Annotated in this window: 21 protein-coding genes and 1 pseudogene; 8 read left to right on the top strand and 14 right to left on the bottom strand. The window is 68.3% G+C overall.

Annotated features, from left to right (window positions below):
• Window positions 1-191: 191 nt before the first annotated feature.
• From hsp14 (C2R22_RS01550) to pheA, 3 genes and pseudogenes are all read right to left on the bottom strand, one after another.
• Window positions 192-701: an archaeal heat shock protein Hsp14 gene (hsp14, locus tag C2R22_RS01550; protein WP_103424011.1), complete on the bottom strand. Its 510-nt coding sequence runs from the start codon at window positions 699-701 to the stop codon at window positions 192-194.
• Window positions 702-884: 183 nt separating this feature from the next.
• A complete protein-coding gene (gene hsp14 / locus C2R22_RS01555; protein WP_103424012.1) occupies window positions 885-1,319 on the bottom strand; it encodes an archaeal heat shock protein Hsp14 in 435 nt (144 codons plus the stop codon).
• Window positions 1,320-1,651: 332 nt separating this feature from the next.
• Window positions 1,652-2,454 (bottom strand): annotated as a pseudogene (gene pheA / locus C2R22_RS01560) (prephenate dehydratase).
• Window positions 2,455-2,649: 195 nt separating this feature from the next.
• Here pheA and C2R22_RS01565 point away from each other — a divergent pair.
• The gene (locus C2R22_RS01565; RefSeq protein WP_103424013.1) at window positions 2,650-3,204 is read left to right on the top strand and encodes a hypothetical protein; all 555 of its coding nucleotides are present in this window, start codon (window positions 2,650-2,652) and stop codon (window positions 3,202-3,204) included.
• 43 nt (window positions 3,205-3,247) lie between these two features.
• Here the strand turns inward: C2R22_RS01565 and C2R22_RS01570 are convergent, their stop codons facing one another.
• The 3 genes from C2R22_RS01570 to C2R22_RS01580 form a co-directional block, all read right to left on the bottom strand.
• Complete coding sequence (locus tag C2R22_RS01570; protein WP_321169889.1) at window positions 3,248-4,483, bottom strand: NUDIX domain-containing protein; 1,236 nt, start codon at window positions 4,481-4,483, stop codon at window positions 3,248-3,250.
• A 415-nt stretch (window positions 4,484-4,898) separates the two neighbouring features.
• Window positions 4,899-5,561, bottom strand: coding sequence for an imidazole glycerol phosphate synthase subunit HisH (hisH, locus tag C2R22_RS01575; protein ID WP_103424014.1), 663 nt, complete (start codon window positions 5,559-5,561; stop codon window positions 4,899-4,901).
• A gap of 81 nt (window positions 5,562-5,642) precedes the next feature.
• Window positions 5,643-5,813 carry a DUF1059 domain-containing protein gene (locus C2R22_RS01580; RefSeq protein WP_103424015.1) on the bottom strand — a complete coding sequence of 57 codons (171 nt, stop codon included), beginning with the start codon at window positions 5,811-5,813 and terminating at the stop codon, window positions 5,643-5,645.
• 128 nt (window positions 5,814-5,941) lie between these two features.
• Between C2R22_RS01580 and C2R22_RS01585 the strand changes: the two genes are divergently transcribed.
• Window positions 5,942-6,682: a DUF6498-containing protein gene (locus C2R22_RS01585; RefSeq protein ID WP_103424016.1), complete on the top strand. Its 741-nt coding sequence runs from the start codon at window positions 5,942-5,944 to the stop codon at window positions 6,680-6,682.
• 9 nt (window positions 6,683-6,691) lie between these two features.
• Here C2R22_RS01585 and C2R22_RS01590 read toward each other — a convergent pair whose 3' ends face one another.
• The 3 genes from C2R22_RS01590 to C2R22_RS01600 form a co-directional block, all read right to left on the bottom strand.
• Window positions 6,692-7,303: a uracil-DNA glycosylase gene (locus tag C2R22_RS01590; RefSeq protein ID WP_103424017.1), complete on the bottom strand. Its 612-nt coding sequence runs from the start codon at window positions 7,301-7,303 to the stop codon at window positions 6,692-6,694.
• Window positions 7,304-7,371: 68 nt separating this feature from the next.
• Window positions 7,372-7,941, bottom strand: coding sequence for an endonuclease dU (locus C2R22_RS01595; RefSeq protein WP_394342385.1), 570 nt, complete (start codon window positions 7,939-7,941; stop codon window positions 7,372-7,374).
• Between the two features lie 81 nt (window positions 7,942-8,022).
• The gene (locus C2R22_RS01600; RefSeq protein ID WP_103424019.1) at window positions 8,023-8,205 is read right to left on the bottom strand and encodes a DUF5786 family protein; all 183 of its coding nucleotides are present in this window, start codon (window positions 8,203-8,205) and stop codon (window positions 8,023-8,025) included.
• Window positions 8,206-8,340: 135 nt separating this feature from the next.
• Between C2R22_RS01600 and C2R22_RS01605 the strand changes: the two genes are divergently transcribed.
• On the top strand, window positions 8,341-8,973 hold the full coding sequence (locus tag C2R22_RS01605) for an MBL fold metallo-hydrolase (protein WP_103424020.1): 633 nt from the start codon (window positions 8,341-8,343) through the stop codon (window positions 8,971-8,973).
• 175 nt (window positions 8,974-9,148) lie between these two features.
• On the opposite strand, the gene C2R22_RS01610 is transcribed toward C2R22_RS01605, so the two are convergent.
• On the bottom strand, window positions 9,149-9,298 hold the full coding sequence (locus C2R22_RS01610; protein WP_103424021.1) for a 50S ribosomal protein L40e: 150 nt from the start codon (window positions 9,296-9,298) through the stop codon (window positions 9,149-9,151).
• A 72-nt stretch (window positions 9,299-9,370) separates the two neighbouring features.
• On the bottom strand, window positions 9,371-9,640 hold the full coding sequence (locus C2R22_RS01615) for a thioredoxin family protein (protein WP_103424022.1): 270 nt from the start codon (window positions 9,638-9,640) through the stop codon (window positions 9,371-9,373).
• Between the two features lie 98 nt (window positions 9,641-9,738).
• Here C2R22_RS01615 and C2R22_RS01620 point away from each other — a divergent pair, with 98 nt between their 5' ends.
• From C2R22_RS01620 to hisE, 3 genes are all read left to right on the top strand, one after another.
• Window positions 9,739-9,903: a preprotein translocase subunit Sec61beta gene (locus C2R22_RS01620; protein WP_103424023.1), complete on the top strand. Its 165-nt coding sequence runs from the start codon at window positions 9,739-9,741 to the stop codon at window positions 9,901-9,903.
• A gap of 111 nt (window positions 9,904-10,014) precedes the next feature.
• Window positions 10,015-10,617, top strand: coding sequence for a pyridoxal 5'-phosphate synthase glutaminase subunit PdxT (gene pdxT, locus C2R22_RS01625; protein WP_103424024.1), 603 nt, complete (start codon window positions 10,015-10,017; stop codon window positions 10,615-10,617).
• Between the two features lie 48 nt (window positions 10,618-10,665).
• The gene (gene hisE, locus C2R22_RS01630; protein ID WP_103424025.1) at window positions 10,666-10,974 is read left to right on the top strand and encodes a phosphoribosyl-ATP diphosphatase; all 309 of its coding nucleotides are present in this window, start codon (window positions 10,666-10,668) and stop codon (window positions 10,972-10,974) included.
• 354 nt (window positions 10,975-11,328) lie between these two features.
• On the opposite strand, the gene npdG is transcribed toward hisE, so the two are convergent.
• From npdG to C2R22_RS01645, 3 genes are all read right to left on the bottom strand, one after another.
• A complete protein-coding gene (npdG, locus tag C2R22_RS01635) occupies window positions 11,329-11,997 on the bottom strand; it encodes an NADPH-dependent F420 reductase (RefSeq protein WP_103424026.1) in 669 nt (222 codons plus the stop codon).
• A 70-nt stretch (window positions 11,998-12,067) separates the two neighbouring features.
• Window positions 12,068-12,283, bottom strand: a complete 216-nt coding sequence (locus C2R22_RS01640) for a DUF7534 family protein (RefSeq protein ID WP_103424027.1) — start codon at window positions 12,281-12,283, stop codon at window positions 12,068-12,070.
• A gap of 32 nt (window positions 12,284-12,315) precedes the next feature.
• Window positions 12,316-13,188: a TIGR01548 family HAD-type hydrolase gene (locus C2R22_RS01645; protein ID WP_103424028.1), complete on the bottom strand. Its 873-nt coding sequence runs from the start codon at window positions 13,186-13,188 to the stop codon at window positions 12,316-12,318.
• A 113-nt stretch (window positions 13,189-13,301) separates the two neighbouring features.
• Between C2R22_RS01645 and C2R22_RS01650 the strand changes: the two genes are divergently transcribed.
• Both C2R22_RS01650 and C2R22_RS01655 read left to right on the top strand, forming a co-directional pair.
• The gene (locus tag C2R22_RS01650) at window positions 13,302-14,069 is read left to right on the top strand and encodes a hypothetical protein (RefSeq protein WP_103424029.1); all 768 of its coding nucleotides are present in this window, start codon (window positions 13,302-13,304) and stop codon (window positions 14,067-14,069) included.
• A 108-nt stretch (window positions 14,070-14,177) separates the two neighbouring features.
• The gene (locus tag C2R22_RS01655) at window positions 14,178-15,188 is read left to right on the top strand and encodes a hypothetical protein (RefSeq protein WP_103424030.1); all 1,011 of its coding nucleotides are present in this window, start codon (window positions 14,178-14,180) and stop codon (window positions 15,186-15,188) included.
• Window positions 15,189-15,721 lie beyond the last annotated feature (533 nt).

Here is a 15,721-nt window from a genome sequence, read left to right on the forward strand (position 1 = left end):
CGTGCCACGTTCGACTGGCGGGGCGGGTAGGTCGGCGAGCACGCCCGTGGGACGCGCTCGACGAACGAGCGACGCGAGCGGACCGGGCTCTCACGACGAAATGGAAAACGGGACGGGACCGAACCGGTCGGGGACCGAAACGAAGCGTCGAGTCGTTGAGTCGAGTACGTCGTTCGCGCGACGAGTCGCGTTTATTCGATGTCGATGTGGTGGCTGTCGTCGTCCTCGTCGTCCGTCTCGACGACGGGGAGGGTGACGGTGAGAACGCCGTTGGTGTACGACGCGCTCGCCTCCTCCTCGCGTACCTCGACGGGGAGGGGGACGGTGCGGTGGACGGTGTGGTGGCGGCGCTCGCGGCGGACGTAGTTCTCGGACTCGTACGCGTCGTCGACATCGTGCTCGGCGCGGATGGTGAGCGCGTCGTTGGCGACCGAGAGGCTGATCTCGTCCTTCTCGAAGCCGGGGAGGTCGGCCGTGACGGCCACGCTGTCGTCGCGCTCGGCGACGTCGACCTGGATGCCGCCCTGGCTCCACACCGTGGGCATGGAGTCGGAGTCACCGGACTCCAGCGCGGGGCGCGTCTCGGCGAAGCGGGCGAACTGGCGGTTCATCTCCTCGAACTGGCGGTTCATGCGCTCGAACATTCGCTCGAAGTCGAACGGGCTGTCACCGGAGTTACCGAAGTTGGAACGTCGCATCATTACTGATCGGCCCCTCTGTAGGCTGTCTCAAATATTAAACGTTGCAGGATGCGTGATGGTAAATAGCACGCTAACAGGCGTCTTTCCGAAGGATCCGGTGTATTAAGCGAATACGTGAGTAAGGTATAAATTCAGATGTGTCGTCGTCGGGCTCTCCCGGATCGGCCCGCCTTCCGGACCGGCCTAGTCGATGTCGATGGTGTGTGACTCGTCGTCGTCGTCGACCGTCTCCCGGGGGAGCGTGACGGTGAGGACGCCGTTGGTGTACGTGGCGCTCGCGGCTTCCTCGTCGACTTCGTCGGGCAGGCGGACGGTTCGGGAGAGGGCACGGTGAGTTCGCTCGCGGCGGACGTACCGGGTGTCGTCGCTTTCCTCCTCGGTTTCGGTCTCTTCCTCGTGGTCGGCGGCGATGGAGAGGTCCCGTCCCGCCACCGAGATGGTGATATCGTCGCGCTCGAAGCCGGGAAGGTCGGCCGAGACGACGATTTCGCTCTCGGTCTCTGCCACGTCGACGGCCACCTCGTGCGGGCGGGTGGGGACGTTCACGTCGCCGAAGGTTCGATTCATCTGCTCGAAGAACCGCTCGATATCCGTGAAGGGGTTCGGTCTGTCAGCCATCTCACCTGTCGGTACGTCGGCGACGGATTTGAGCCTTGCCCGCGATTCGGTGGCTAGCAGTTGGATAGGGCGGTTGAGCGAGAGGGGTAACGCGGAGAGAGGACGTCGGAACGAACGGAGGAGAGACCGTGCGGACTCGTGGTTCGAACCGCACGCACGAGGTAGTGAGCGACCGAGCGACTGAACGGAGCGAGCGAATCGGCTGAGAAGGACTGTGGCCTCACCGCGCCCGTGACTGCGCGAACGTCTGCACGCTCGTCAGTTGGCTCTCACGCGGTCGTTGATACCTCCTCCGTCGATTCCGACCACTCCGACCACCGCTTCGACTCCACTCAGACCACGTGCCGCGAGTCGTACGACCCGAGCTTCCGAACCCAGCCCTTCTTCGCGATCTCCTCGACGTCGGCGATGGCCTCCTGTGCCCGCGCCTCGTAGAGGCCGGCCTCGAAGTCGACGTGGAACAGGTAATCGCCCAGTCGGTTCCCGGAGGGCCGCGACTCGATGCGCGAGAGGTTGATGTCGCGCTCGGCGAACGCCTCCAGGAGTTCGAGCAGCAGGCCGGGGTAGTTGGCGTTCGGGTAGACGACGATGGAACTCTTCCCCCCGCGTCCGAGCGCTCGGACTCCGGTGCGATGACGAGGAAACGCGTCGCGTTCGAGGAGCGGTCCTGGATGTCCTCGGCGAGGATCTGCAACTGGTCGCCCGCGTTGTCCGGGTGACCGATGCCGGCGATGGCGGGGTCGTCGCGCGCCCGCTCGACCCCGCGGGCCGTCGAGGCGACCGCTTCGAGCGCGACGTCGGGGTACTCCGTTTCGAGGTAGGACCGACACTGCGCCAGCGCCTGCGAGTGGCTCGCGACGGTCGAAAAGTCCGGCCCCTGTGCCAACAGCGCGTGGCGGATGGGCGTGACGATCTCCTGGGTGACGGCCACGTCGTACTCCGCGAGGGCGTCGAGGCTCTCGGTGACGGAGCCCTCGATGCTGTTCTCGATGGGGACGACGCCGCGCGCGTACGTCCCGTCCGCGACGGCCTCGACGATGGAGGTGACCGACTCGCGGAACTCCACCTCGTCGGCGACGGCGTTCGCCGCGCGATGTGAGTACGTCCCGGCGGGGCCGAGGGTGACGGCTCTCATACTGGCTCTCTTCTGCACTCGCCGGCAAAAGGTCGTCGGGTCACTCCACGTGGACCGGCGGCTCGAACCGATGCACCGCTCGCCCCTCCGTCGTGTCGCTGTTGCGTCCTCCGTCGTGCGACTATCCGCGTTTCGTGAGCTTAATCCGTTTCTGCCGGGCGGTTAACAAAGTACGCCTGTGACGACGGTCCTGTCATGACACCTGTCCGCACCCGTCCCGGTGGGCCGAAGCGGCCCCGCCACACCGCGTGGCAGTTCGCCGTCCTCGTCGTGACCGCTCTCGTGGTGCTGAGTACGACCGTCGCCGTCTCGGCACCCGCGACCGCCTCCTCGCACACGCCTCGGATTCCCGGCCTTCCGAACGGCAGCTATCTCGTCACCGTCGACTTCGCCGGCCTGCTCGCCGAACTGACCGTCCCGGTGACGTTCTCCGGTGGATCGGTCTCGGTCGGCGGTCCCGTGGACCAGTTCCTCGTCGCCTCCCTCCTTCTCGCCAGCGGCGGCGACGTCGACAGCATCGAGATAACGACGCTCGCGGGCACGAAACCGCCCGTCTCGTCGAGCGCCGGGCTTCCGGACGGACTCTACGTGGTGAACCTCGTCGTCGGCGGTGAGGCCTTCGAACTGCGGGCCGACGTCGACGACGGGGCGGTCGACCTCCTGACGCCGCTCGCCCTGTTCGACGCGCTCCGGGCGCTGTCTCGGGGCGAGCAACTCCAGCGGTTCGGCGTGATTCGAACCGGTCGCTGACCGCCGGGTCGTTCGTCCGTGATTCGGTTCTTCGAGGTATGGGTCAGTCCTGCCACGCCGCGAGCGCCCGCAACTCGTCGGCCACCGCTGCGACGTCCTCTGCTTCGAGCGCACCCCGTTCGGTGACGAACCGGGCCACGAACGCCGCGGGCGTCCGGTCGAACGTCGGGTTCGCCGCGGCTACGTCCTCGTCGCCGTCGTACACCGCCTCGGCCGGCCCCTCCTCGCCCGCGACGGTCGCCGTCGTCGCCACTTTGTCGGTCGCCGTCACCACGTCGACGGGGACGCTCTCGTTCGACGCCGCGATGGCGACACCGCGCGTGCCAGTCTTGTTCACGACGCTTCCGTCAGGGAGGACCGTGTCGGCACCGACGACCACCCTCTCGACTTCGCTTCCGAGCCCGCCGCTCAGGACGTGTGCGACCGCCGCGTCCGTGAGAAGCGTCACGCCGACGCCCGCCTCGGCGAGTCGCTCGGCCACGCCCACGCCCTCGCGGGCCGGACGCGACTCGGCGACGTAGACGTGCGCGGGACCCTCGCTCTCTCCCCCTCGGGAGAGCGCGCGCTCGACCGTCCCCGACCGCGAGAGGGTGAGCACGTGTTCGCCGGCGAGGCGTTCGGCAACCGCTCGGGAGGCGCTCCGGTCGGCGTCGAGCGCCCGTCCGATTCCGTCGTGTGCCGCCCGTTCGACGCTCTCCGGCCTCCGGTCGGCCTCGCTGGCCTCGGTCATCGCTCGGTTCACCCGGTTCCCGAGCGCGGTCATGCTCGGCCGGGCGTCGAGGAGGGCCGCGGCGACGTCGACCAGTCGCTCCCATCCCGTCTCACCCGCGTCGTCCTCACTCGCCAGCCCCGCCTCGTCACGCAGCACTTCGAGCGCGCGAAGCGAGAGCCACGCGGAGCCGTGGTCGGTGTCGGTCTCGACGGTCCGAACGGTGGGCCGGACGCGGTCGTACGCCTCCCAGAGCTTCGGGACCGTCTCGCGCCGGCGAATCTCGGGCGGCGCGACCCACGCCGTCTCCGCGACTTCCTCGTTCGGCGTCACGCCGCGCTCCGAACAGTCGAACAGGAACGGGTGGACGACCCACCGAACCGAGCGGTCGTCGTCGGTAAAGGCGAGCGGGTCCCCGCGTCGAACCACCGTCACGGCGTCGGCGAGGCCCGTCTCCTCTGCTATCTCCCACCGCGCGGCCGCCTCCGGGTCGCCCTCGGCGTAGCCCGAGACGGCGCCCCACTTCCCCCGATAGGTCCCGACCTCGTCGCTCCGTCGGACGAGGAGCACCTCCCCGAGTTGCGGAGAAAGACCGTCACGACGTGGCGTTCGTCGGATTCGTCGCTCTCGCCGCTCGTCATGCGTCGGTGTACGCGGACGACGTCGATAAGTCTCGGCTCCGGAGGCGGACGAAGTGCCGTCCGCGTCGGAACGGCTCGGAGCAACAGCGTTGCGCCGGTGTCTTCACAAACGGAGTGAGTGAAGGCTTGAAGCGACGGAGTCGCTTCAGTGGATGTCCGAGCGACCGAACGCAGCGAGAGAGCGAAGGAACCGGCTGAGGAGGACGTGGCCACACCGCGTCCGTGTCTCGCTTCGATCGCTGCCGCGTTGTCCGCGTGGCTCTCGACACTTCCGCCCGCGCCGAACCCGGTTCACAGCCGACGGTCTTCTCGGCACACACCGACCGCGACCGGGTCCGCCGGGTTCACGCCTCGTCCGCGCAGAGTTCGACGAAGTTCCGCAGGATTCGTAATCCGGTTTCCCCGGACTTCTCGGGGTGGAACTGCGTCCCGAAGACGGTCCCCTCCTCGTTGGCGACCACCGAGGGGAAGTCGACGCCGTAGTCCGTAGTAGCCACCACCGCCTCCTCGTCGTCGGGCGCGGCGTAGTACGAGTGGACGAAGTAGGCGTAGCCGCCATCCACCCCGTCGACGAGCGGGTGCTCTCTTCGAACTCGGAGTTCGTTCCACCCCATGTGGGGGACCTTCTGCCCCTCGTCGAACCGGAGGTTCCGCCCCGGGATGAAGTCGAGGCCCTCGACCTCCCCCTCGCCGGCGTGGTCGGCCTCCTCGCTGGAGGTGAGGAGCATCTGCATCCCGAGGCAGATGCCGAACACCGGCGTTCCCTCGGCGGCGGCCTCCGCGAGCGCCTCGCGGAACGGCCCCGCGTTCTCCATTCCCTCGCTGAACGCCCCGACGCCGGGCAGGACGATGCCGTCGGCGTCGTCGAACGCCGCGGGGTCGTCCGAGATGGTGACGTCGGCGCCCGCGCGTTCGAGTCCGCGCATCGCCGAGCGGAGGTTGCCCAGGCCGTAGTCGACCATGACCACGGACGCCAGCGTCTCCTCGGCGGGTTCCGAGATGCTCATACGAGGAGTACATGGGTCGCGCTCAAGTGCGTTTCCGTTCGTACAACCGCCCGCTCCGCCGCCCAGTGGGGCGCGAGTGCCTCAGGCGTCCACGATCTTCGACCGGATGGACGCGGCCGTCTCCTCGTCCAGCGTCAGGTCCGGATGCGCGCTCGCGGCGTGTGCTTCCGCCTGCGCCATGATCTCCTCCTCGGTCTCGCCCTCGATGCTCGCGTGACACCCCTCCATCGGACAGTCGAGTCGTTTCGACATGACCCACTATGTAGGATGGTAACACACATAGCGCTGTCGGCTGTTCACGCCGGATTCGGGCGCGCTGTCCCTCTCGGATCGACGAACGGGTGAGGTGTACTTATCAGGCCGACTGACGTTCTCCCGGTATGCGTCTGCTGCCTCCGCGCGAGTCGTCACGGCTAGCCGTCGTGGGACTCGTCGCGGCCAACGCGGTGCCCCTCGTCGGCGTCGCCCTCCTCGGGTGGCAGCTCTCGGTCGTCATGGTCATCTACTGGCTCGAAAGCGGCGTCATCGGCGCGCTGAACGTCCCGAAGGTCCTGCTCGCGGCCGGCTCGGAAGTCCCGGAGAACTTCAACGCGACCATCAACGGCCGGCAGGTCGACCTCTCCGGCCCCACAGAGCCGAGAGACGGTCTCCACCTCTACCCCGAGAACACGCCCATCGCGGGCTTCTTCGTCATGCACTACGGGATATTCTGGGTCGTCCACGGCGTCTTCGTCTTCACCCTGTTCGCCCCCTCCCCCTTCTCGAACGCGTTCGGGCTCTCGACGGTGCTTTTGGGCCTCGGCGGCATGGTCGTGAGCCACGCCGGGTCGTTTCTCGTCAACTTCGTCGGCAACGAGGAGTACCGCGCCACCTCCCCGGGACTCCAGATGAAAGAGCCGTACCGCCGCGTCATCGTCCTCCACGTCACCATCGTCCTCGGGGCGTTCGTGGTCACCGCAGTCGGCGCGCCCGTCGCCGCGTTGCTCCTCCTCGTGGGACTGAAGACCGCGACCGACCTCCACGCGCACCTGAAAGAACACCGCCGGGCGGCCGAACGTCGGCGCGAGCGGGTAAAAACGGGTGAACGCGACCGCCGGGCCGAATCCATCGAGGTCGGCTGAGTCGCGCGATTAAAAGTCGCCGAGGCTCGACTGGCCGTCCCCGTCCTCGCGAACGCCCGCGAGGCGAGCGGCCTCGGCGATGGTTTCGAAGAAGCCCTCGCGCTGACTGCGGTCGTACAGCGTCGCCGCCGGGTGAACGGAGACGAGGAGGCGCGTCGTGGTCCCGTCGAGCCGAAGGTCGTGGACGCTCCCGGCCTCCTTGGTCACGGCGACCGACCGTTCGAGCAGGTGCTGAGAGGGCACCTTCCCGAGCGTCACGACCACGTCCGGCTCCACCGACCGTAACTCGGCTTCGAGGAACCCCCGGCAGTTCCCAAGTTCCTCCGTCGTGGGGTCGCGGTTCTCCGGCGGTCGACACCGGACGCAGTTCGTGATGCGGACGTCCCCCCGGCTCAGCCCGGCGTCGCGCAGCGCCTCGTCCAGCACGCTCCCCGACCGCCCGACGAACGGCTCGCCCTCCTCGTCCTCGGTCGCGCCGGGTCCCTCGCCGACGAAGACGACGTCGGCGTCGTCGGGACCGACGCCGTTGACGATGCGACTCCGCGACTCGACGAGTTCGGGGCAGCGCTCGCACGCCGTCACCCGCCGTCCGTCGAACTCGACCCCGGGTTCGGTGTCCATACCGGGTGGCGGGTCCGGGCGCACTTAATCTCGGCCGTTGCTCCTTCGGTCGTCCCGTCGTCGAACGCTCACGCCCCGTCGAGAAACCGCTCGCGCGCGCCACGCGCCGCCAGCCGCGCCACCCGCAGCGGCTCCGGGCGGCCGCCTTCGGGTGTGAACGCCCGAACGACGTCGGCGGCGTCGTCCTCGCTGTCACAGCCCACCGTCCGCACGAACACCGTCTCGCCGTTCACCGAGACGCGCCGACGGGGCGGCAGTCGCTCGTAGACCGCGAGCCGGTCCTCCAGCGCCTCGCCCGCGAACGCCTCGCGGAGCGCGGGTTCGAGGCCGGCGCTCGCCTCGAACGAGACGGCGAGGACGGGACGGTCGACGGCGGTCCCCAGACGGGGGAGGTCGACCACGTTGAACCAGGCGGGCGCGACGCCCGCGAGAAAGACGAACTGGACGTCATCGCGGCCGAGGACCGGGAGGGACGCCATCGCGCTCGTCGCGTCGGTCCCTCCGACGGTACACGTCGCGAAGGAGAAGCCGTCGACGACCCGGTCGGCGCGGACCACCGCGCCACAGAGCACGCTCGGGTCGCCCTCGGTCGCACCGTCGGACGCCGCGATGCCGACGGCGCGGGTTCCGGCCTTCACGTCAGCGGGACGGGTGTGAGTCATGATCGGCGTTCGCCGACGTGGTCGGCGACACGGATAAGACGGTCACACCCGCCTCGCTCACTCTTCGGTCCGCTTGATGTCCTGTAACCGGTCGAGCAGTTCGTCGTTCGACGCCCCGATGTCGTACTCGACGGACCCGTCGTGGGTGTTTCTGGCGGTCTGTTCCGCGTCCTCTTCGTCGTAGTCGGCGTCTATCTCCTGGTTCTCTTGCTCTGACTCGTCGTAGCTTCCGAACCCCATCTCGTGTTACACTAGCCGATTCGTCGCCAAAAAACTGCATGACAGTTTTCACGAACGTTCGTCGTTGGTTTTTGTCCCGTCCGCGCCCGATGCCGACCTCCCTGGTTTTTATTCGCGGGCACGAAACGAGCGGCCATGAGCGAAGCCGTCGTTCTCGTCACCGCGGACGCCGACCAGTTCACCTGTAACGCGTACCTCCTGCTCGGCGAGACGCCGACGCTCGTCGACGCGGGGACCATGCCCGGCGTCGCACGCGTCGTCGCCGACCACACCGACACGCTCGACCGGGTCGTCCTCACGCACCAGCACTCCGACCACGTCGGGCGGTTGGACGAGGTGGTCGACGCGTTCGACCCCGACGTGTTCGCCTACGCCGACCACCCCCACAGAACCGAGGCCATCGAGGACGGTGACCGGGTCGCGATGGGCGACGAGCGGTTCGACGTGGTGTACACGCCCGGTCACGCCACCGACCACGTCTCGCTCGTCTCCGAGACGCGACTGTTCAGCGGCGACGTAGTCGTCTACAACGACGGCGCGTACGACGACGGGAGTTTCGGGCGAACCGACATGGCCGGGCAGTCGCGCGAACGGCTCATCACGAGCCTCAAAGCGCTCCTGGAGCGTCTCCCCGACTCGGTCACCTCGATGTACGCCGGCCACGGCGACGCGTTCCACGCGGCCGACCACGACGACTCCGTTCGTGACGTCGTCGAGCGGGCGCTCTCGCGGGCCGAACTGCGCCAGCCGAAGTACCCCGAAGAGTAACTGTTCCTCCGCGTCCGTCCGCCGCGGCGGAGACGCGTCGCTTGGCGGAGCGAATCGAGTCGAGAAGAGAGTCGCGCCGAGGCCCGACGTGGTTCCTCATAAGGCCTGTTGTCGGTCGTTCCCGGTCGTCACCGCGAGGCCGGTGAGGTCCGGTACACAGTGACAACAGACCTTATCAGGCCGCCCGTCGCTCTTTCGACTTCGGACGGAGGTTCTTGTATCCGCACTTGCGGCAACTCGTGGCCCGCTGGGGGTTCCGCGCGTTACAGCGCATGCAGATCTGTTTGCTCAGCGTCCGTTTTTCGGCAGCGTCGAAACTCGCCATGCCTCCCGATACAGGAGTCGGCGTGAAAACCCTTGCGAGACGGACGTCCGCACGGTGCGGGGGAAAACGACGTTACGCGGAGGCTTCGCTCAATGCGGCCTCGATGTCCTCGCGCTGGGTGACGCCGACGAAGCGGTCGACGACGCCCTCCTCGTTCTCGACGACGAGCGTCGGGAGCGACCGAACCTGGTACTCGTTGGCGACGTCCTGCTTCTCGTCGACGTCGACCTTCTCGAGTTCGAGGTCGTCGCCCCACTCCGCGACGATGTCCTCGAGGATCGCGTCTTGCTGCTTGCACGGGCCACACCAGTCGGCGTAGAAGTCTTTGAGTCGGACGCTCATTGCGTCCCGTTGATTGCCAACTCGGAGAGATAAGGATTTCCCACTCTTTCCCCCGCGGGGAACGAAACGTTTAGGCGCTCGACTTCTCATGTGAGAGTATGAGCAGTGGACAGAACAGTGGCGGCCTGATGTCGAGCGCGGGGCTCGTCCGCTACTTCGACGCCGAGGACCGCAACGCGATCCGTATCGACCCCAAGACCGTCGTGGCGTTCGGCCTCCTCTTCGGCGTCCTCGTGATGGTGCTGAACGTCGTCGCGCTGTAGTTCGACCCGATTCGACCCGATTCGACTCGACTCTCGGCTCCGTTTTCGGCGCTCGCCCACAGACGCGCGCGTGACGCGCCCTTTTTGTCGGTCGCCTCCTCACCCCCTCGTATGATTCACGCGGGCGTCATCGCCGTCCAGGGCGACGTCTCGGAACACGCACGGGCCATCGAACGGGCCGCCGCCGCCCACGACGAGGAGGCGACGGTCCACGAGATCAGACGTGCCGGTATCGTCCCCGACTGCGACGTCCTCCTGCTGCCGGGCGGCGAGTCGACGACCATCTCCCGACTCCTCCGGCAGGAGGGAATCGCTCCCGAACTCAGAGACCACGTCGTCGCCGGCAAGCCCGTTCTGGCCACCTGTGCCGGACTCATCGTCGCCGCGCGCGACGCGAAGGACGACCGCGTCGAGACGCTCGGCCTCGTCGACGTGACGGTCGACCGCAACGCGTTCGGCCGGCAGGTCGACAGCTTCGAGGCTCCTATCGACGTTGCCGGCCTCGACGACCCCTTCCCCGCGGTGTTCATCCGCGCGCCGCTCATCGACGAAATCGGCGAGAGCGTCGAGGTCCTCGCGGAGTGGGAGGGCCGCCCCGTCGCGGTCCGCGACGGCCCCGTGGTCGGCACGTCGTTCCACCCCGAACTCACCGCGGACGTCCGCCTCCACCGGCTAGCGTTCTTCTCGGACCTCCTGACCGAGGCGGCGGACTGACGGGCGAAAGGCGCAGGCTTTTCGCTCCTCCGGGCTCTCCCTCGGCGCATGAGCGACGACGCGGACGCGACGGACGAAGACGTTCTCGACTCCCTCTTCTCGACAATCGAGGCGCGACAGCGCGACCTGCCCGAGGGGTCGTACACCGCCTCGCTGTTCACCCACGAGAAGGGTGAGAACGCCGTGTTAGAGAAACTGGGCGAGGAGTCCACCGAACTCATCCTGGCTGCGAAGGACGACGACCACGAGGAACTGCTGCACGAGTCCGCGGACTTCGTCTACCACCTGCTCGTCCTGCTGGCGATGAAAGACCTCTCGGTCGATGACCTCAGAACCGAACTCGAAGCGCGCTTTTGAACGGTCGGCGGAGGCGACGACGGGGACGATCCCGTGCGACCCGCGCGGCTCGCGGGAACGCGCTCCACAGCGCGCGCCGTCACGCGCCAGCGACCGGTTCTCACGGCGCGCGCTGTCGCGGCCTCCGTGGCCGTTCCCGGGGTGAAGCGGGAGCCAGCGAGCCCAGCGGTCTCGCCAGGCGACGCATTGCGTGCGAGGGGAACGCGGCCGGGACGGAGTCCGGCCGCACCGGCTGGGCAGGGCGTGGCCTCACCGTGTCCGTGCATCGCGGTCGCTCCGTCGTGCCCCGGTCCACACACGAACTGGTGTCGGAGTTCCGACATCACGCCGGGAGCGCGAGCCCGTTTCCGACGGTTACCGAAACCGCACGCCCAGGTCGTGCATCCCGTCGTTGTTCGAGGCGACGTTGATGAGAAGCGGCGTCAGCGCCTCGATCTCCGGGGCGTTGGCGATGCCTCCCGCGTTCAGTGCGCGGAGCCCCTCGATTTCCTCGGCCAGCCGCGACACCATGTCCGTCGCGTCGGGGTCGTCGCCGACGACCAGCGTGTCTATGCCCAGATCAGCGTCGAGGTCCGCGAGCCGACCGGCCGGGAGGTTGTGGAACGCGCCGACGACGTGGACGCCCTCGGGGGCGGCGTCGGCGACGAGTCGCGTCACCGACCCGGCGCCGGGGCGGTGGTAGTGAAAGCCCTCGTCGTCGCGCTTGATGCCCGTCGCCGGCGAGACGAGGATGTCGCCCTCCGACAGCGAGTCAGCGACCGAGGAGACGGTGTCGTCGACGTGGTACGGCGGGACGGCGAGGACGACCACTCTCGCGCGGTCGGCGGCCATCTCGTTGGCGAAGCCTTTCACGCTCGCCTCGACCCCGCGGCTGTCCAGTTCGGTCAGATACTCTTCGACCTTCTCGCGGGCGCGGTCGGGGTCGCGCGACCCGACGAGGATCTCGTGGTCCGTGTCGTACGCCCATCGGAGCGCGAGCCCCTGACCGATGTCACCCGTTCCGCCGAGCAGTGCGATGCGCATGCATGGATGCGGGGACGGCCACGAAGTAAGCGTTGCGTGACCGGTCGCGGTTGCCGTTCGCTCTCTCGGCTCACTCGTCGTCCGACTCCCGACCCAGGAGTCGTCCGAGGCTGAGTCGCTCGAATCCCTCGCGGTAGATCAGCCAGTACGCCGCGAGCGGTGCGAGGAGGAGGGTCGCTCCGAACCCGTACGTCCGCAGCGCCGGCGGAAGCACGCCGGCGGCGAGCGACATCCCGAGGAGGTCGAGGGCGAGCATCGTGACGACGTACGCCGGGAAGCGGCTCATACTGGCTCTCTCGGCGGCCGCGGGGATATATCTCAGAGGTCGCCGAACAGCGCCGAGAGGTCGTTGACCGTCTCGACCACCGCGTCGGCGCCCGCGGCGACGAACTTCTCCCGCCCCTCGCTGCCCCGGAGGCCGCCGGTGAGCACGCCGATGCCGTAGTACTCGCGGCCCGTGTCGACCTCCCGTGCGTTGACGGCCGTCCGGACGTCGTCGAGCGTGTCACCGACGAAGGCGATCCGGTCGGCGTCGAACCGCTCGGCGAGCGTCACGAGCGCGTGTGGATGGGGCTTGCCCTCCTCCCAGTCGTCCATGGTGAAGCGGTGTTCGTCCGGGACCGCGAGGCCGACGCGGTCGAGGGCGATGTCGGCCTCGCTGGCGGGACGGCCGGTCAGCACCCCGAGGTCGTACTCTCCCTGTAGCCGGGCGAGCGCCCCCTCGGTGACGAGCACCGGTTCGTCGTGGATGTACCCCACCGACTCGAACGGTGGCTCCCCTCCCTCTAGCTCCCGGTAGCGGTCGCTCCCGAGGTACAGCGCCTGGAAGACGCGCCTGAGCCGTGGCGGGTCCCACGCCGCACGGACGCGGTCGTGCTCCTCCTCGGAGAGCGCGGCCGCGACGACCGCCTCCGCGGCGGCCAGCCCGCCGTCCCCGTCGGCGATTTCGGCCGTGAACCGCTCGACGTCGGCGTCGTATCCCTCTCGCCCGGCGAGGACGAACAGCGCGGCCGCGTAGGTGAGTTCCCAGTCGTTGTTGAAGCCGCCGGCGTTCTTGAACGCCTGAATCGCTCCTGCGGGAAGGGTCTCGTCGTACACCCGCTCGATGGACTCGACGATGGCCCGCCGGTAGGAGTCGGCGACGTCGACGAGCACGCCGTCGATGTCGAGCACGACCGCATCGACCTGCATACCTTCGTTCGTGTCCGCCGGCGTCTTGTGCGTTCGGATTCGCCCCGGCGACGACGCGCGTCTGACGCCCGTCGCACGCAGAATTATACGGCCGGCGTGACTGTTCTCAGACGATGTCCGTACACGCACGAACACTCGTCGTCAGCGGCGTTCGACGGGTCACCTCCCCCGCTGGAGCCGCCCTCTTCGTCACGTTCGTCCTCGCACTCGCAGCGTTCAACGCGGCAGTGAACACGCTCCTCACCGCCGCCGCCGGCACTCCCCTTCCAGCCGGTGCAACCGTCGCCGAGTACGGGGTCGTCCTCCCGGTTTCCCCCGCGGTCGCCGGGCTCTTCGCACTGGTGACGCTCCTCGTCGGCTCGTTCGCCGTCGTCGTCGGTAGTCGTCGCCTCCTCGGCCGGTCGGCCTCGCGCTGGGCCGACCCCGTCGAGTGTCTCACCCACCGCGTCGTCCCCGCGACGTTCGCCGTCTTCGTTGTGTCCGTCGCCGCCGCCGTCGCCGTCGCGGTCGGAACCGTCCTGCTCGTCGTCCCCGGCGTCGTCGTCGCCGGACACCTCCTGCTCGTCCCCAGCGTCCTCGCTGCGGAGGACGTCGGCGTCCTCGCGGCGCTCCGCCGGAGTTGGCAGCGCGCCGCCGGCGACCGCCTCGAACTGGCCACGGCGGCGCTCGCGCTCGTCGTCCCGGCCGCGCTCGTCGCCGTCGGCGCCAGTTTCTCGTACGTGCTCTCCCCGGGCGTCGAGTTCGGCCTCGGCGTCGTCGTCGGCGCCGCGCTCCTCGCCGCCTGGCTCGGTGTCGCCGCCGAGGCGTACCACCAACTCGGGTCGAGTCCCGCGCGCCAGCCCACCGGCAGCCGGAGCCGTCGCCCGAGCAGAGCGCTCTAATAGTCGGAAATAATATATTAGTAAGACGCGCGTCAGACGGCATTTCGAGGCTTCTAAAGCCATAATATTATCCGATACACTTAACAGCTGATAGGTTGAGAACGAGGTATGCAACGACGGCAGGTACTCGCTGCGCTCGGTGCCCTCCTCCCCGCCGGGTGCCTGGGTGCGAAACGGCCAGAAACCGCGTCCGGCGTCCGAACCGAGGGTGGCTTCACACAAGTGAATCGCACGCCGACGCCCGAATCGACACCGACTCCCGAACCGACGGAGACGCCGGAGCCGACGGAGACGCCCGAACCGACCCCCTCCGACGAGAACGTCGACGCGGGCGACGAGGCCATCGAGCAGGTCCAGTCCGCGTTCGAGGCCGCCGTCGAGGCGTACACCGGCTCCGACGACGGCGCGCTGGCGGACGTCTCGTTCACGAGCGGCGAGTTCGACGTTCGGACGGTCCTCCTCGAACTCGACAGGGTCCAGTCCGAACTCGCGGCCGCCTCGACGGCCGCGGTCACCGACGACCAGCGCGACACCATCGCTGACCTCCGGGTCGCGGAGACGTTCCTCACCCAGGCCGCGCTCGCCCACTCGTACTTCTTCGAGAGCGTCGACCGGCTCGACACGACCCACGCCACCTTCGACGAGGACGCGGACGCCGACGACGAGATCGACGCCGTCTCCGATGCCGAGGAGCGCTTCGACAGCACCCTCGACCGCGGGAGCGACCGCGTCTCGACCATCAAGAACGACGTCGACGCCGACGCGGTCCCCGCCGCCGAACCGTTCGACGACGACACGTACGACGACACGGTCACGCTGTTCGAGACCACCCGCGCCGTCCTCGACGACGCCTCCTCGGGGCTGGACCGGATGCTCCAGGGGCTCGACGAGTTCCAGGAGGCCCGCGAGGAAGAGGACGACGACGACGACGACGAGGCCGAGGACAAGGCCGACGAGGCCCGCGAACTGTTCGACGAGGCGTACGACTTCTTCGACGACGCGGCCGACGCGGCCGGCGACGCCGACGCCGACGACCTGGAGTCGCTCCTCGAAGACCTCCGCGACGTCGCCGACGAGCGGTACACCGACGCCGACGACTTCTACGACGACGTCTCGTAATCCCGCGTCGACCCGTTCCGATTCGACCGGGACGCGCCGCTTTTGTCTCTCAGCACCCAACCGACGGGTATGCAGACGCTCGACCGCCCTCTCCCCGTCGAGACCGGGGAGGAACTGGACGCACTCGCCGCCGAGCACTCCCCGGTCGGACCTCTCGCTCGTCGAGCGGTTCGGGGTTCGGAGCGTCCCGACCCTCGTTCTCCTCGAAGACGGCGAGGAGGTCGGTCGCCTCGCCGAGGGCTTTCAGGGGACGGAGGCGATGCTCGACTTCGTCGAGGAGGTGCGGTCGGCGCCACGGTAGACTTCGAATTTGATACTCGGAGACACAGATTCAAGTAGACCTCGGGGAACGGGTCCGGTATGGACACGCTCACGCTCCGGGACCGCCTCGTGTTCGTCCTCCTCGCCGCGGGGACGGTCGCGCTGTCGATGGCGTCGTCGTCGACGCTGACGTTCTAGGCTTCTGTGCCGGTGACTCTTCCCGCTGATAACAGTGTCTGAGGCCGTGCCGAATCGCAGACGCGAATCGATAG

Source organism: Salinigranum rubrum, assembly GCF_002906575.1.
Lineage (GTDB): Archaea > Halobacteriota > Halobacteria > Halobacteriales > Haloferacaceae > Salinigranum > Salinigranum rubrum.